General features: G+C 67.5%; 10 protein-coding genes and 1 tRNA gene. 6 read left to right on the forward strand and 5 right to left on the reverse strand.

Going from position 1 to position 14,658, the window contains the following annotated elements:
• Positions 1–18: 18 nt before the first annotated feature.
• Positions 19–1,629 carry a hypothetical protein gene (locus AB8K43_RS01920; RefSeq protein ID WP_370890788.1) on the forward strand — a complete coding sequence of 537 codons (1,611 nt, stop codon included), beginning with the start codon at positions 19–21 and terminating at the stop codon, positions 1,627–1,629.
• Positions 1,630–1,632: 3 nt separating this feature from the next.
• Here AB8K43_RS01920 and AB8K43_RS01925 read toward each other — a convergent pair whose 3' ends face one another.
• Positions 1,633–3,081, reverse strand: a complete 1,449-nt coding sequence (locus tag AB8K43_RS01925) for an ATP-binding protein (protein WP_370890789.1) — start codon at positions 3,079–3,081, stop codon at positions 1,633–1,635.
• Positions 3,078–3,803, reverse strand: a complete 726-nt coding sequence (locus AB8K43_RS01930) for a response regulator transcription factor (RefSeq protein WP_370890791.1) — start codon at positions 3,801–3,803, stop codon at positions 3,078–3,080. Before AB8K43_RS01930 ends, AB8K43_RS01925 begins: the two co-directional genes overlap by 4 nt.
• Positions 3,804–4,779: 976 nt before the next feature.
• Here AB8K43_RS01930 and AB8K43_RS01935 point away from each other — a divergent pair.
• Positions 4,780–6,090 carry an acetyl-CoA carboxylase biotin carboxylase subunit family protein gene (locus AB8K43_RS01935; protein WP_370890793.1) on the forward strand — a complete coding sequence of 437 codons (1,311 nt, stop codon included), beginning with the start codon at positions 4,780–4,782 and terminating at the stop codon, positions 6,088–6,090.
• 149 nt (positions 6,091–6,239) lie between these two features.
• On the opposite strand, the gene AB8K43_RS01940 is transcribed toward AB8K43_RS01935, so the two are convergent.
• Together AB8K43_RS01940 and AB8K43_RS01945 are read right to left on the reverse strand one after the other, a co-directional pair.
• Positions 6,240–7,214: a DMT family transporter gene (locus AB8K43_RS01940; protein ID WP_370890795.1), complete on the reverse strand. Its 975-nt coding sequence runs from the start codon at positions 7,212–7,214 to the stop codon at positions 6,240–6,242.
• A 124-nt stretch (positions 7,215–7,338) separates the two neighbouring features.
• Positions 7,339–9,168, reverse strand: coding sequence for a phosphoenolpyruvate carboxykinase (GTP) (locus AB8K43_RS01945; RefSeq protein WP_370890797.1), 1,830 nt, complete (start codon positions 9,166–9,168; stop codon positions 7,339–7,341).
• A gap of 329 nt (positions 9,169–9,497) precedes the next feature.
• Between AB8K43_RS01945 and AB8K43_RS01950 the strand changes: the two genes are divergently transcribed.
• The 4 genes from AB8K43_RS01950 (at position 9,498) to AB8K43_RS01965 (ending at position 13,351) form a co-directional block, all read left to right on the forward strand.
• Positions 9,498–9,570: transfer RNA gene (locus tag AB8K43_RS01950), tRNA-Arg, on the forward strand.
• A 268-nt stretch (positions 9,571–9,838) separates the two neighbouring features.
• Entirely contained in the window at positions 9,839–10,639 is an 801-nt protein-coding gene (locus AB8K43_RS01955) for a CDP-alcohol phosphatidyltransferase family protein (protein ID WP_370890799.1), read from the forward strand.
• On the forward strand, positions 10,636–11,838 hold the full coding sequence (locus AB8K43_RS01960; RefSeq protein ID WP_370890801.1) for a DUF1972 domain-containing protein: 1,203 nt from the start codon (positions 10,636–10,638) through the stop codon (positions 11,836–11,838). The genes AB8K43_RS01955 and AB8K43_RS01960 overlap by 4 nt, the downstream gene beginning before the upstream one ends.
• A 205-nt stretch (positions 11,839–12,043) precedes the next feature.
• A complete protein-coding gene (locus AB8K43_RS01965; protein WP_370890803.1) occupies positions 12,044–13,351 on the forward strand; it encodes a DUF1972 domain-containing protein in 1,308 nt (435 codons plus the stop codon).
• Positions 13,352–13,382: 31 nt separating this feature from the next.
• On the opposite strand, the gene AB8K43_RS01970 is transcribed toward AB8K43_RS01965, so the two are convergent.
• Positions 13,383–14,525 carry an AraC family transcriptional regulator ligand-binding domain-containing protein gene (locus AB8K43_RS01970; protein ID WP_370890805.1) on the reverse strand — a complete coding sequence of 381 codons (1,143 nt, stop codon included), beginning with the start codon at positions 14,523–14,525 and terminating at the stop codon, positions 13,383–13,385.
• Positions 14,526–14,658 lie beyond the last annotated feature (133 nt).

The following is a 14,658-nucleotide window of genomic DNA, read 5'->3' on the forward strand; positions in this document are numbered from 1 at the left end:
CATGGGTAGGGGGCTGTCATGAGTGACTGGACGGTGATCAAGCAGTGGTGGGCGACGCTGACCGATGACGGTTTCGTGGCGGTGAGCCCGCCGACTCGAGATCGATACACCCAAGACGAGGGGCACGAAGATGCGGCCGAAGAAATCGCCGACCTCGGCCTACCCGCTGGGACCCCTTACGCGGTGTGGCACTGGCAGGCCCATGGTTTCAGTCGCGGCGCACTGACCCGACCCAACTACATCTACTTTGGCGGTGACCGCAGCGTCGTTGCCGCCAAGCTCGCGACCGTCCCCCCGCTGTTTCGCATCGTTGGCGGTGACAGTGACGACACCGCGTTTGCCCTGGTGAAAGAGAGCCGATTGGCTGAGCTCGAACCGGGGGATCCCGCGGCGCGGGAGATCCTCGCCGAGATGATCGAGTACCACCGCACCGCAGAATTGACCGATGCCGAGACCTCCTGGTGCCGTGATGTCGTCGGCGACCAACGCGTGGATCGGGCAGTGCGCCGAGATGCGATGCTCATGCTGGCCAAGAGCGGTCCGCTCGACGACGAGGTGGTCGCGTTCGCTGAAGACCCGAACCTCTTCGATGGTGCCGATGGGAACGCCCTGAATACCTTCGCCCGTCGCCTCCTCGCGCAAGAGTCGCCACGCACGGACCGGATCCTTCAGGGGATCGGGGTAGACGCGCTCTACGAGGACGTCCTCGAATCCTGGCCCTCGCCGGTCGCGCACGAGCGGCTAGCGCAGATCCGCGCTGCCGAAGCGGCCCGGACCGCCGCGCGCATGAACCCGACGGTGTGGGATCTCGACCCGACGAGTGACTACGCCCTGGAGACGGCGATGCGCGCCTACCTCGAGTGCCCCCCATCCGCCGATCAGATCGCGTGGCTGCGCGCTCACTTCGGGCAGAAGGGGGTCAACGAGCGGCTGCTCAGTTTCGGCTTGCACGTCGTCCAGGACGCCGGCGCACTCACCGACGACGACCTCGATGCGCTGGCAAAGAACTGGCGACAGCTCGCCAAAGGGCCAAGCCGGAGCCCGCTCCACCGACCGGGTCTGGTCTCCCTCGGGATCGCGCTCGCCGAGAGCAGCCACCCGCAAGCCCGAACCCTGTACGAGCGGGTGACCGCGCTCAAGGCGAAGTGGGCGATTCCGATCCGCCAGGTGCTGCTCGGCTGGTACGGCGATGCCAGCGACCTCGATGACCTGTGGAAAGAATGCGACGGGTCGAAGGAAGCCTGCCTCGGGTGGGGACTGCTCACCGCCCGAGTCTGCGGGGTCGAACCCGCCGAGGCCTTCGCGGAGGGCGTCGAGCGGGCGAGGAGCGAAGGGCTCCGAGAGGGCGTCGCGTCCCATTTCGCGACGGCGTTCGTGCAGGTAGCGCAATCCCCCTTTCTCTGGTGCGGTCGCTTCGACGATCGCTCGCGAGTCTGGTTCGAGCGAGCCCTCGCGGTCGCGAGTGATCCCTCGGTACCGCTCAGCCTGCGCGAGGGCGTCGCCGAGCAGGCCGCGCTGAGTTTCGTGATCGTTCACCCCGACCACGTCAAGCCGACCGGGATCACGGCCGAGGAGTCTGCCGACGCGGCAGCGCGCCTCGCTGCTGCTACGGCGGCGTCCCCAGGCTGACGCTCAGGCCGGAAGGCGGACGGCGAAGGTGGTGTGTCCGGGCTCGCTTCGGAGCGTGACCTGCCCACCGTGCGCGGTCGCGACCGACTCGACGATCGACAGACCGAGCCCGGTCGACCCCGAGGCCCGTTGGCGGGACTCATCACCGCGCGTGAAGCGCTGGAAGACTTCGCCCTGCAGGGCCTCCGGCACACCGGGTCCGTCATCGGTCACCGAGAGGACGACGTCACCCCCTTCGCGATGCAGCGCCGTCGTCACTGACGTGCCCTCCGGGGTGTGGGTTCGGGCGTTGGCGAGCAGGTTGACGAGGACCTGGGTGAGTCGGGCCCGGTCGCCGATGACCTCGATGGGGTCATCGGGCAGATCGAGCAACCACCGGTGCCCAGGGGCGGCCGCATGAGCATCGCCCACCGCGGTCATGGCGAGCATCGTCAGGTCGACCGGCTCGCGGTCCAGGGGACGCCCGGCATCGAGACGAGCGAGCAGGAGCAGGTCTTCGACGAGCCCTTGCATCCGCAGCGCCTCAGACTCGACGCGGGCGAGGGCGTGAGTCACCGACGGGGGCACGGGAGCAGGTTCGCGCCGAGAAAGCTCGGCGTATCCCCGGATGGAGGCCAGCGGTGTGCGGAGCTCATGGGAGGCGTCGGCGACGAACTGGCGCACCCGCATCTCCGACTTGTGACGTGCCGTGAGAGCCCCACCGACGTTATCTAGCATCGAGTTCAGGGCGCGGCCAACCTGGCCGACCTCGGTGTTGCCGTCGGCGTCCGCTGGCGCGACCCGCTCCACTAGGGCGACATCGCCGGAGTCGAGTTCGAGGGTCGAGACCTTCTCCGCCGTGGCGGCCACTCGGCGAAGGGGGAGGAGGTTGCGCCGGATCAGCCACGAACCCACTCCGAGCACCAGCAGGAGCCCAACGAGTGCGGCGCCGACGACCACGACGAGGAGGGTGCGGACAGCATCGTGGGTCTGCTCCATCGGCAGTCCGGTCACGACCACGGTGCCGTCGGAGGTTCGCGTCGCCATCATGCGGTACTCGCCGAGGTCCTTCAGGTGTGCTTCGCTCGGGCGAGGTCCGATCTCGGCCGACGAGACCGCGCCGAGCGTCGTCGCATCGAGCGGGACTCGCTCGTTGCGGGCGACCACGTACCCGCTCGCCCGGGTGCCGTTGAAACATGCCACAACCGTCCCTTCGCCGCGGCCTGGGCCGCCTTGGGCACACGGGCGAGGGGTCATGGCATCGATTTCGGGGTGGTCGTCGTCGTGCTCGTCGTCGCGGTCCGGCCCGCGGAGGAGGTCGACCTGCTGGGTCAACTGGGTGTCGACCTGGGAGGTCAGGGTGCGCTGCATGACAAGGACCGTCGCGGTTCCGGTGATCAGGGTCACCGCGATGAACAGCGCGATCACCGAGGCCAGGAGTTTGGTCGTGAGCGACCGGCGGGTGCGGATCATTCGGCGGGTTTGAGGACGTACCCCGCGCCACGCATCGTGTGGATCATCGGGGCCCGGCCGACGTCGATCTTCTTGCGCAAGTAGGAGATGTAGAGCTCGACGACGTTGGCCTGCCCGCCGAAGTCGTAGTTCCACACGCGGTCGAGGATCTGGGCCTTGGAGAGCACCCGGCGTGGGTTGCGCATGAGATACCGGAGCAACTCGAACTCGGTCGCGGTGAGCGCGATCTCCTCACCTCCACGGATCACCTCGTGGCTGTCCTCATCGAGGGTCAGGTCGCCGACGACGAGCATCGAGGCCTGTTCACCTGTCGCGACAGCGGTCCGGCGCATGAGCGCGCGCACCCGGGCGACAACCTCTTCGAGCGAGAAGGGTTTGGTCACGTAATCGTCGCCGCCAGCGGTCAGCCCGGCCACGCGATCTTCGACGGCGTCTTTGGCGGTGAGGAAGAGGACCGGCAGGTTGGGGCTGTCGGCGCGCATCCGCCGCAGAACCTCCATCCCATCGAAGTCCGGCAGCATCATGTCCAGCACGACCGCGTCGGGGCTCTGGTCGCGGGCGGCGCGCACGGCCGCGGTGCCGGTCCCCGCCGTGTGGACCTCCCACCCTTCGTAGCGCAGCGCCATCGACAGCAGCTCGGTCAGGTTGGCCTCGTCGTCGACGACGAGGACTCGCACGGGGGAGCCGTCGGGTCGGGTGAGGGTTGAAGGCGGTGCGCTCATGACACCTGAGTAGACACCGCGAGGCCCTCCCTTCGCCATGGGTTCGCTGTGGGAATCCTGTGAAAGGGGGTGCCGCGCCGCTCCCCCTTCATGGCCGGGCGACGGGCGAGGCACAGGGTCAGCACAGGGTGGCTGCCGAGGCTCGGGGGATGAGTAAAGACGAGACGCCCTCGCCGTCCGAGCCGGCACCCGATGAGACCGCACGGCTGGAGCAGAGCCCCACTGAGAATTTCGAGCGAGCGGACGGTAGCGGGCCACCTGCCGCGTCCGCGGCCCCACCCATCACGCCGATTCCCCCGAGCGCTCCCCGAGGGAGCGATGCTGGTGGTGGGCCGCCCCCGAACGGGCCGTGGTCGACCTCCGCTGCGGCACCACAGCCCGGGAGCCCGGGCCCGTCGCTGGCGTCGGCCTCACGCGCTCCGCGAGTGACCCGCTGGACGGGCCGGGCCATCGCGATTGCCGCCGCGATCGCTCTGAGTTTCCTGGCCGTTGGCGCTGCCGCGGGGGCTGGCATCACCAAGGCCCTCAGTCACGACCGGTCGGACTCCCGTGTGGAGCGCGGGGAGCGCGGCGGATGGGGCGAACGGGGTGACCGTCCCGGGCGCCCTGAACGCCATGGCGGCGAGCGACGCGAGAGTCATGGCGGGCCGCGCGAGGGGGATGGCCAGTCGGGCGAGTGGGGTGGGGAGCGAGACAACCGGCCAGAGTCGGGTCCGCCTGGATCGGGCGGCGACGACGAGTCGTCCGATGCTGAACCCCCTTCCGGCTCGTCGACCTCTTAAGGCCCGACGAGACCTGACCTCCCCGACCGACTTTGCTTAAGCACGGCCTCGGTGCTCACCCTCCAGGGTGAGCATCGAGGAGTTGCTTAAGCAAAGTCGTAAGAAGGGGGTGAGGGTGACCCAACATGCGGCGCCTCGGCCGCGAGCGGGAGGATGGTGAACACACCATCACGCTCGCTGAAGGAGCCGCGACCATGACCGAAGCCGCCACCAAACCCGCCGTCGGATTCCTTGGCCCGCAGCCCTATATGGCGCAGGCGATCGCCGACATGCGCACCCGGCTCGATGTCCATGAGTTGAACCCGATGGGCTGGACCACCGAAGAGATGGACGCGATGGCGCAGCAGTGCCGCGACCTCGGGATCGAGGCGGTCGCCGGCTTCGCGCAGAAGGACGCCTTCCACCACATCCTGCTCAACGAGCGCCTCGGCAATGTCACGACCTCGCGCCCCGCCTTCCTCTACTGCATGAACAAGTACCTCATGCGCACCCTGGAGTCGAACCCCTTCTGGTTCACCGCGATTGACCCGGTCCGCCAGAGCGACGAGGAGATCATCGATTCGATCGCCGAGTGGCCGTTCATGCTGAAGAACACCTCGCTCTCCCTCGGTCGAGGCATCTTCAAGATCAAGGATCCGGAGCAGTTGAAGGGGGTTCTCGCCTCCTATCGGGAGGATGTCGCGCTCCAGGAGATGATCGCCCACCAGGTGACGAGTTACACCGAGGGCATGGACCCGGCGCTGATGCCGGAGGTCGTGCCGCCCTTCATCGGCGAGCACATGGTCGACATGAGCACCGCGATCGAGTACTGCTACGAGGGCTACATCACCGCGGATGGGGAGGTCGTGCACTATGCCCTCACCGAAGAGGTGTACTTCGCCGACCACCAGGCGCTCGGTTACATCACCCCGCCGCTGACGATCGGGCCGGAGAAGGCCGATGACATCGCCGCCTGGGTCGATGACTACATGGGCAAACTCGCCGACCTCGGCTACCGCGGGCAGTTCTTCAACCTCGAGTTCTGGATCCTGCCCGATGGGACGATCGCGCTCACCGAGATCAACCCTCGCGCGGCCCACAGCTACCACTACAACTATTGGTACTCCTTCGGTGACAGCCTCTACGAGGACAACCTCAAGCTCGCTAGCTCCGGGGAGAAGTTGCCGGGCAAGACCCCGTGGCAGAAGTGGCTCGATGGCGAGGTCAACCAGTGGACGCTGATCGCCCTCATCACCGGCAAGGAGACCGGCCCGGTGACCGACATCCTCGACTACGACTACGTCCACCACCTCGAAAATGACGAAGGGGTCCTGATCCGGCATACCCGCGCCGAAGGGGACGTGCTCACCGAGGCGGATATGACTGCGGCCGGTGTGATGATCCAGCAGATGTGGGTGACCGGCGACACCTCGCAAGACCTCATCCGCCGCGAGCGCGAGATCCGTTCGCGGATCTACCGGCACCCGCAGGAGGACAGCGGCTACCCGGACTACTGGACTGCGTAAGCGACCACGTCCGAAGGGGGTGAAGGCGCGCCTTCACCCCCTTCGCGTTACCGCCGCTCGATCGCCACGACTGACCGGCCTCGCCAGACCGTCGCCGAGATGGTGAACGGACCGACGACTCGTCGATACCCGGGGAACACCGCGCTTCCCTAGGGCTGTTGGGCCGGAGCCGAAGCCGTGCGCCCGATGTCACTCGCCTGGGCCTTGCGGTTAGAGGCGAAGGCGCCCTGGACCAGCAGGCCAAGGAGGAGCACCGCGACCCCCGCCCAGCCGGCGACGGTCAGCGCTTGCCCGAGGACGAAGACACCCAGCAAGGTCGCGGTCAAGGGATCAGTCAGGGCCAAGGTGGCAGTGGTGGGCGCGGGCAGGCGGCCAAGGCCGCGGGCGTAGAAGATATTGGCCGCCGCCATCGTGGCGATTCCGAGCCAGACGGCTACCGCAGCGCCGCGCGGGGTCGCGAGCCAGCTGAGGTCGGTGAAGAGGGTCGGCGGGACGACGACGACCGAGCCGAGAAGGAAGGCGGCCGCGAGGATCTCGATCGTGCCGCGACCACGCGCGAGGAGGGTCTTGGCCGCGACCGTGAAGGACGCGATCGCGAGCCCTGCGCCAGCATTCATGAGGACACCGAGCGCGCTGCCGCCCGCGGTGCCAAAGCCAGTCAACAGTCCCAGCCCGAGGATGCAGAGAGCCGTGGCCGCTCCCCAGATGGGAGTCGGCCGATCGCGAAAGAGCGCCCAGGCGAGCAGTCCGGTGAAGACCGGCGCCGATCCGACGGTGACGAGGGTGCCGAGGGGGACGCTGGTGCGTTCGATCCCGGAGAAGAAGAGCGGTTGGAACAGGCCCGCGCCGAGCGCCGCGACGACGCCCGCCTTCGAACGCCAGATCTCGATGAGGCCGGAGAGCCGGTACCCGCGCATCGCGAGGTAGGCAGTGAGGGCCAGGGCGCCTCCGAGCAGCCGTACCGAGCCGATCGCCGGCGCCGCGGCCTCGACCGGCGCGTAGGCCTGAGCAGTCCCGGCCGTGCCGAAGAGGATGCCGCCGATGACGACGAGGAGCACCGGGTGCGACGGATCCGGCCAGCGCCGACGCCGATCCGACGACGGCAGTTCGACCGGGATGGACATAGCGCGTCACTCTACGGGTTGCCATGACGAGCGACGGCCCCTGCACCCCCTTCGACGAAGGGTGGTGCAGGGGCCGTCTTACGTGACCGCAGTGGTCAGCTCACCACGGACGATCTCGAGCGGATCAGGCAGACGCCTCGGCGTCCTCGATCCGGGCCTTCAGATTGTCGAACTCGGTGTTCAGCTGGCTCGGCAGCTTGTCGCCGAACTTCGCGAACCACTCCTCGATGAGCGGCACCTCGGCCTCCCACTCCTCGGCGTTGACCGCGAGCGCCTTCGCGGCGTCCTCGGGGGTCATGTCGAGGCCGGTGAGGTCAAGGTCCTCGGGGTTCGGGACGAGGCCCACGGGGGTCTCGACCGCGTCGACGTCACCCTCCAGACGGTCGACGACCCACTTCAGGACGCGCGAGTTGTCGCCGAAGCCCGGCCACAGGAAGCCGCCGTCCTCGTCCCGACGGAACCAGTTGACCTGGTAGATCTTCGGGAGCTTGGACTCGTCGGCCTCCTTGCCGATCTCCAGCCAGTGGTTCATGTAGTCGCCACCGTGGTAGCCGATGAAGGGGAGCATCGCCATCGGGTCGCGGCGCACAACGCCGACCGCACCGGTCGCGGCGGCGGTGGTCTCCGAGGAGAGCGTCGCGCCGACGAAGGTGCCGTGCTGCCAGTCGCGGGCTTCGTACACGAGGGGGATGGTGGTCTTGCGGCGGCCACCGAAGAGGATCGCCGAGATCGGGACACCGTTGGGGTTGTCGTACTCGGGGGCGATCATCGGGGTCTGCTTCGCCGGGGTGGTGAAGCGGCTGTTGGGGTGGCTCGAGACCTCGCCCGACTCGGGGGTCCAGTCGCGACCCTTCCAGTCGATGAGGTGGTCGGGGGCTTCCTTGGTCAGGCCCTCCCACCAGACGTCACCGTCATCGGTCAGCGCCACATTGGTGAAGATCGAGTTGCCCTCTTCGATGGTGCGCACGGCCTGCGGGTTGGTCGACATCCCGGTACCGGGGGCGACGCCGAAGAGGCCGAACTCGGGGTTGACGGCGTAGAGGCGGCCGTCCTCACCGAAGCGCATCCAGGCGATGTCGTCCCCGACCATTTCGGCCTTCCAGCCGTCGATGGTCGGCTCGATCATCGCGAGGTTGGTCTTGCCGCACTGGCTCGGGAACGCACCAGCGATGTAGTGGACCTTGCCCTCGGGGGAGGTGAGCTTCAGGATCAGCATGTGCTCGGCCATCCAGCCCTCGTCCCGGGCCATCGCCGAGGCGATCCGCAGCGCGTAGCACTTCTTACCGAGGAGGGCGTTGCCGCCGTAACCGGAGCCGTAGGACCAGATCTCGCGGGTCTCCGGGAAGTGGGCGATGTACTTGGTGTCGTTGCACGGCCAGGTGACGTCCTCTTCGCCATCGGCGAGGGGAGCGCCGACGGAGTGCAGGCCCTTGACGAAGGGAGCGTTCAGCTCCTCCATCTTGGCGAGGACCTCGGAGCCGATCCGGGCCATGATCCGCATGTTGGTGACCACGTAGGCGGAGTCGGAGATCTCGACACCAAACATCGGCACGTCAGCGTTGAGGTGACCCATCACGAAGGGGATCACGTACATGGTGCGACCCTTCATGGAGCCGCGGTAGTGCTCGGTCATCTCGGCCTTGAGCTCGACCGGGTCGACCCAGTTGTTCGTCGGGCCCGCGTCCTCTTCCTTCTCGGAAGCGATGTAGGTGCGGTCCTCAACCCGGGCGACATCGCTCGGGTCGGACAGGCAGAGGAAGGAGTTGGGCTTCTTCTCCTCGTTCAGCTTCACGAAGGTGCCGGCCTCGACGAGCTCGGAGGTCAGGCGGTCCCACTCCTCGTCGCTGCCGTCGGCCCAGACGATGCGGTCCGGAGTGGTGAGGGCGGCGACCTCGTCGACCCAGGCCTGGAGGGCCTCGTGGGTCGTACCCGTGATGGTGGTCTCGGTGCTCATGAGCGTGCGTTTCCCTTTCGCGCCCACGGCCAAGCACGGGCGCAACTCAATAAGTGGTAGCGCCGGACGGCTAGACAGTTCAGCCAACCGACGCCGGTTGCTGACCCCTCCACGGTATTCCCTTTCCCGTGGCGCGCCTAACTGAGGGTCCCCCTTCCGTCATCGCTCGCGTGACCTGCCGTGAATTTGCAGATCTCTTGCAAAGTTGCCGCAAATCGTTGCGAGCCCGGGGTGCGGGGGCGTGGCACCGGGTGGGGGACGATTTCGCCGAAGGGGGCGAGGGCGTGTACCTTTGGTCCTCGTTGCCACCACGCGTGGCAGCACAAGAAGCGCCCGTAGCTCAACGGATAGAGCATCTGACTACGGATCAGAAGGTTAGGGGTTCGAATCCCTTCGGGCGCGCTCTGTGTTGAGACAGAGGCAATGGGCCCCGACCAGCGGAAACGCCGGTCGGGGCCCATTGACGTCTGCCGATGACCCGGCCGAGGTATCAGGGCAGCACTTCAACGCCTCTTCGCCTTCAAGCACGCCGTGGGATCACTTCGATACCGATTGTCCCAATGGCCCAAATGGGTGCGGAAGATCCGATACGTTGCCTTACTTGTGGAGGCATCGGCGGGGGGGTACTGTCGGGACCCGCCAAGGCGCCAGAAGGGGGGATGAGCACGACGTGAATCGATTTGAGGCACCCGCGAAGGAGCGGTCGCTGGCTGGCAGGACGGGGTCCGGCCGGGCGGCGATTCAGGACAATCTCGAGCGGCTGCGCAGCGCGCAGAAGCCAGCCCGCGGCACGGCCGCTTACTCGCGGTATGTCAATCGGCCGCTCGGCCGACAGGTCGCGGCGCTCGCTCATCGCCTCGGCATCTCGCCCAACCAGGCCACCGTGGTGAGCGCCACCCTGTCGGCGTGCGGGATTGCGCTGATCGCTCTGCGTCCCCCGGACGTCTTGAGCGCCGTCTTGGTGCCGGTGCTCCTCGCCTTTGGCTACGTGATGGACTCGGTTGACGGTCAACTCGCCCGGCTCCGAGGCCAAGGCTCTGCGGCCGGAGAGTGGCTCGACCACACCGTCGACCTGGTCAAGACCCTCTGCCTCCACCTCGCGGTCCTGATCTCGTGGTACCGCTGGCCTCCCCTCGAGGGCAGTGTGGTGTTGTTGATCCCGATGGGCTTTCTCGTCGTCGCCACAACGACCTACTTCGGACTGATTCTCCTGCCGACATTGCGCCGCGCCGCTCCCGCCGACCCGGCGACTCTGCCGCCGGAGAACCCCCTTCGCGCGTGGCTGCTCCTCCCGGTCGACTACGGGATGGTGTGCTGGCTCTTCCTGCTGCTCGCCTCGCCCACCCTCTTCTTCGCCGGGTACAGCGCTTTCGGCATCTGCGCAGCACTAGCCCTTGCCGCAGCGCTGCGGAAGTGGTGGCGCGAACTGCGTACCCAGGACCGCGAGCGGGCGGCGGTGGGCGTGCCATGACGAAGCAACAGAGCGTCGCGTTGGTAGGGACCCGAGGGGTGCCGGCGGCCTACGGCGGTTTCGAGACCTGCGTCGAAGAGGTCGGGCAGCGTCTCGCCCGCGATGGGATGCGCGTCCGCGTGTATTGCCGCGCCGCCAAGGACGAGCCTCGGCCCGCCACTCACCTCGGGATGGAGCTGGTCTATCGGCCGGCGCTGCGGCGGCGCGCTTTAGAGACCCTTTCCCACACGCTGATGTCGATCCTGCACATCGTGACCCACCGCGTGCAGGCGGTCATCGTCTTTAACGCGGCCAACGCGATCTGGCTGCCGCTGCTGTGGCTGATGCGGATCCCGGTCGCCGTGCATGTCGATGGGCTCGAGTGGCGCCGTGGGAAGTGGGGGCCGATCGGTCAGCTCTATTACCGATACGCCGAGTCTCTCGCCGTGCGCTGGTCCAATGCCCTGATCAGCGATGCCCAGGCGATCGCCGACTACTACGCGGACGAGTTCGGCCGCGAGACCATCCAACTGGCCTACGGAGCGCCGCGCGCCGAGCGCACCGACGGGTCCCGTCTCGCCGAACTCGACCTCACGCCGGGCGAGTATCACCTCGTCGTGGCCCGCTTCGAGCGCGAGAACCACGTCCTGGAGATCATCGAGGGCTACTGCGCGAGCCGAGCGACCCTCCCCTTGGTGGTGGTGGGTTCGGCTCCCTACTCGGCGGACTACACGAAGGCGGTGCACGCCGCGGCCGACGAGCGGGTCCGCTTCGTCGGCGGCGTGTGGGACCAAGCGCTCCTTGACGACCTGTACCAGCACAGCGCCACCTACCTCCACGGTCACTCCGTCGGAGGGACCAACCCCTCCCTCCTGCGAGCGATGGGGGCGGGCAGCGTCTGTCTCGCCTACGACGTCGTCTTCAACCGTGAGGTGCTCGGCGTCGCGGGGCGGTTCTTCGCCGACCCGGCGGCTCTCGGGCGGCTGATCGAGCAGGTCGAGGCCAGTGAGGACGCGCCGGCGTGGAGTCGGCTCGCTAGCGAGCGCGCGAAGGCGTACTGCTGGGAGGATGTGTCCGCCGGCTACGCCACGATGATTGACAACCTCATCGCCCGGCGACACAGCGTCCCGCGGGCCAGTGTGAGCGTCCGTCGACGTCGCTCGACCTGGTCGAGCGAGCGCCGCCTGCGCCATCTTGTGGTCGCGCTGGTCCGCCGCTGACAGGAGCGCCGTTCCCGCAGGTCACGGCCCAATCGGCAACCGGGCGTCTGCGGTCAAGGGAGTGACGCCTGAGGGCAAGGACACCGCCGGTGCCGGTGTTAACGTCCTCGGTTGGCTCGCATGAGAACCGGCACGACATCGGTCGACCCAAAGGGGTCCGCCGGGCATCGCGAGCTTGACCATGAACCGCGCTCACGGGGGGACGATGACTCACGCGGTGCAAGACGCCAGCCCGCTGATCCAGGAACATCGCGATGTCGAGCGGAGCCGCACTGTCGAACCCGCGGCCCTCGCGCAACCGCAGCCGCAGCCACATCGCCGAGCGTCCGTCGCTCTGGTCGGCACTCGCGGAGTGCCGGCGCGATACGGCGGCTTCGAGACCTGTGTCGAAGAAGTCGGCAAGCGTTTGGTGCAACAGGGCTTCGAGGTGACCGTGTACTGCCGCCGGAGCCCGGGCGAGCCCGAACTCACCGAGTACGAGGGCATGCGTCTGGTCTATCGGCGAGCCGTGCGTCGCCGTGTGCTGGAGACGCTCACGCACACGCTGGCCTCCCTTCTGCATGTCCGGCGTCATCGCGTGGACTCGGTCATCGTTTTTAATGCGGCCAACTCGATCTGGCTGCCGCTGGTGCGCTCGGCAGGGATCCCCGTCGCCGTCCACGTCGATGGGCTCGAGTGGCGCCGGGGGAAGTGGGGGCTGATCGGGCAGCTGTACTACCGGGTCGCCGAGTCCCTTGCCGTCCGCTGGGCTAACGCGCTGATCAGCGATGCCAAGGGAATCGCGTCCTATTACGCCGAAGAGTTTGGCCGGGATTCGATCCACCTCGCCTACGGTGCACCGGAGGTCGCGCCAACCTCGGGCGATTCGTTGGAACGCCTGGGGCTCACGCCCGGGCGATTCCATCTCGTCGTGGCCCGCTTCGAGCCGGAGAATCACGTCCGGGAGATCATCGAGGGGTACACCGCGAGCGCGGCGGAGTTCCCCCTTGTCGTGGTCGGCTCTGCGCCGTACGCCGCCGAATACACCCAGCAGATCCACGACGCCGCCGATGACCGCACGCTCTTCCTCGGGTCGGTGTGGGATCAGGAGTTGCTCAACGACCTTTACCAACACAGCGCCAGTTATCTGCACGGGCACTCCGTTGGCGGCACCAACCCTTCTTTGCTCCGGGCCATGGGTGCCGGGGCCGTCTGCGTCGCCTACGACGTGGTCTTCAACCGCGAAGTGCTCGCCGATAGTGGCCTTTTCTTCACCGCGCCGTCGGATCTTGCGCTCACGCTCCAGCGCATCGAGAAGGGGGATCTCGCGGGCACGTTGCGGACCGCGGCGCGCCGTCGCGCTGACACCTACTCCTGGGACGGGGTGAGCCAGGGCTACGCCGATCTCGTGGAGGAGCTCGCGCAGGGCCGCCATGTCGCGCCACGGCTCGGGCTTCGGTCCCGGCGTCGCCGGTCAAAGTGGTCGCACGAGCGGCGCTTGCTGAACCTGCTGCTGGCCGCTCTGCGGCGCTAACGCGCGGACGATCGCGCTGGTCGCGACGTCCCTAGGAAGCCGAAGTCCGCGTGGCTGCGGTGCTCCCGGGATCGTTGTCGTCACTGCAAGCCCGGTTGAAGATCTTCTTCACGACCGCCCGCATGTCCGTCGGAAGGGGGTGGGGGTAGAGGCAGGCATCGGTGAGGCCCTGGTTGCGCACGGCGCTCGGCGTAAGGCCCCACCAGCGTCGGCTCGCTCGGGTGAGAGCGGATTGTTCGGCGAAGCCGACCTGGGCCGAGACATGCGACAGGGGCAGGCTCGTCTCGGTCAAGAGGTGGTAGACCCGCTCCTGGCGAACCTCGGCGATGAGCGACTCCCAGCTTTGGCCCTCGCTGGCGAGCCGACGCTGGAGGGTGCGCTCGTGGATCCCCATGAGTTCTGCGCACGATCGCAGGGTGAGCGTCTCGATGCCGAGGGTGCCCTCGATCGCGACCCGGGCGTCGGCCGTGACGCTATCGAGCTGACCCAGCCGCTGACGGCGCAGGTGGGCCAGCGCCCGATCGCGCAGGGTGGAATCGCTCCCGGCAATCGGGCGGTCGAGACCGTCAGAGTCGGCAACGATCATTGGTTGCGGGTGGCGGAAACTCACCGGGATGTTGAAGTACTGCTGGTAGACCTCGACCGCCACGAGCGGGGGGTGGGAGAAGCGCACTTCGAGGGGCCGGTAGATCGTCTTGCCGATCGACTGGCACGCCCGATGGATCAGGCCAATCCCGAGGTCGACGGTCTGCGGGACGAAGCGCGACATCGGGATGGACAGGGTGATCCCGAAGCGCCGGAGGTCTAACTCGGGGTCCGGGACGACCGCGAGGGCGAGGGCCTGAGAGTGAACCCGTAGGAATCGCGAGGCCAGGTCCAGTGCCTCCGAACCGGTCGCGGCGTTTTGCAGGGCCAGCGCCAGCGGGCCCAGCACCGACTCGTCCTGATGGGTCGATAGCCGCAGCCCCAGGTCCGGGCAGTTGAGCCGCTTGGACGTCACCTCGAGCAGTGTCCCCACCGCGATCACCGGGAGAGCAAGGTCGTCGCGGGTGAGCGCTTCGGGCGGGAGGAAAGCCGTCCGGATCCACGCTTCGGGGTCGCCGCCGAGCTCGGACACGATCTCGGCGTATCCGCGCAACGATGAGGACTGCACGGTCATCGCGTGAAGGTTCATGTCGTCTCAGGAGAAATACTCGTCGGGCGAGGGAAAGTTCGTCAAATTTGTAACTGTGAGAGTACCGGAGTGTCTAGTTATGCGTCGAGGCTTCGGCATTCTGCTCACCGAGGGGACGGTGTCGCGCCCGAGC

The sequence above is a fragment of the Janibacter sp. GXQ6167 genome, from assembly GCF_041365945.1.
Classification (GTDB): domain Bacteria; phylum Actinomycetota; class Actinomycetes; order Actinomycetales; family Dermatophilaceae; genus JBGFSK01.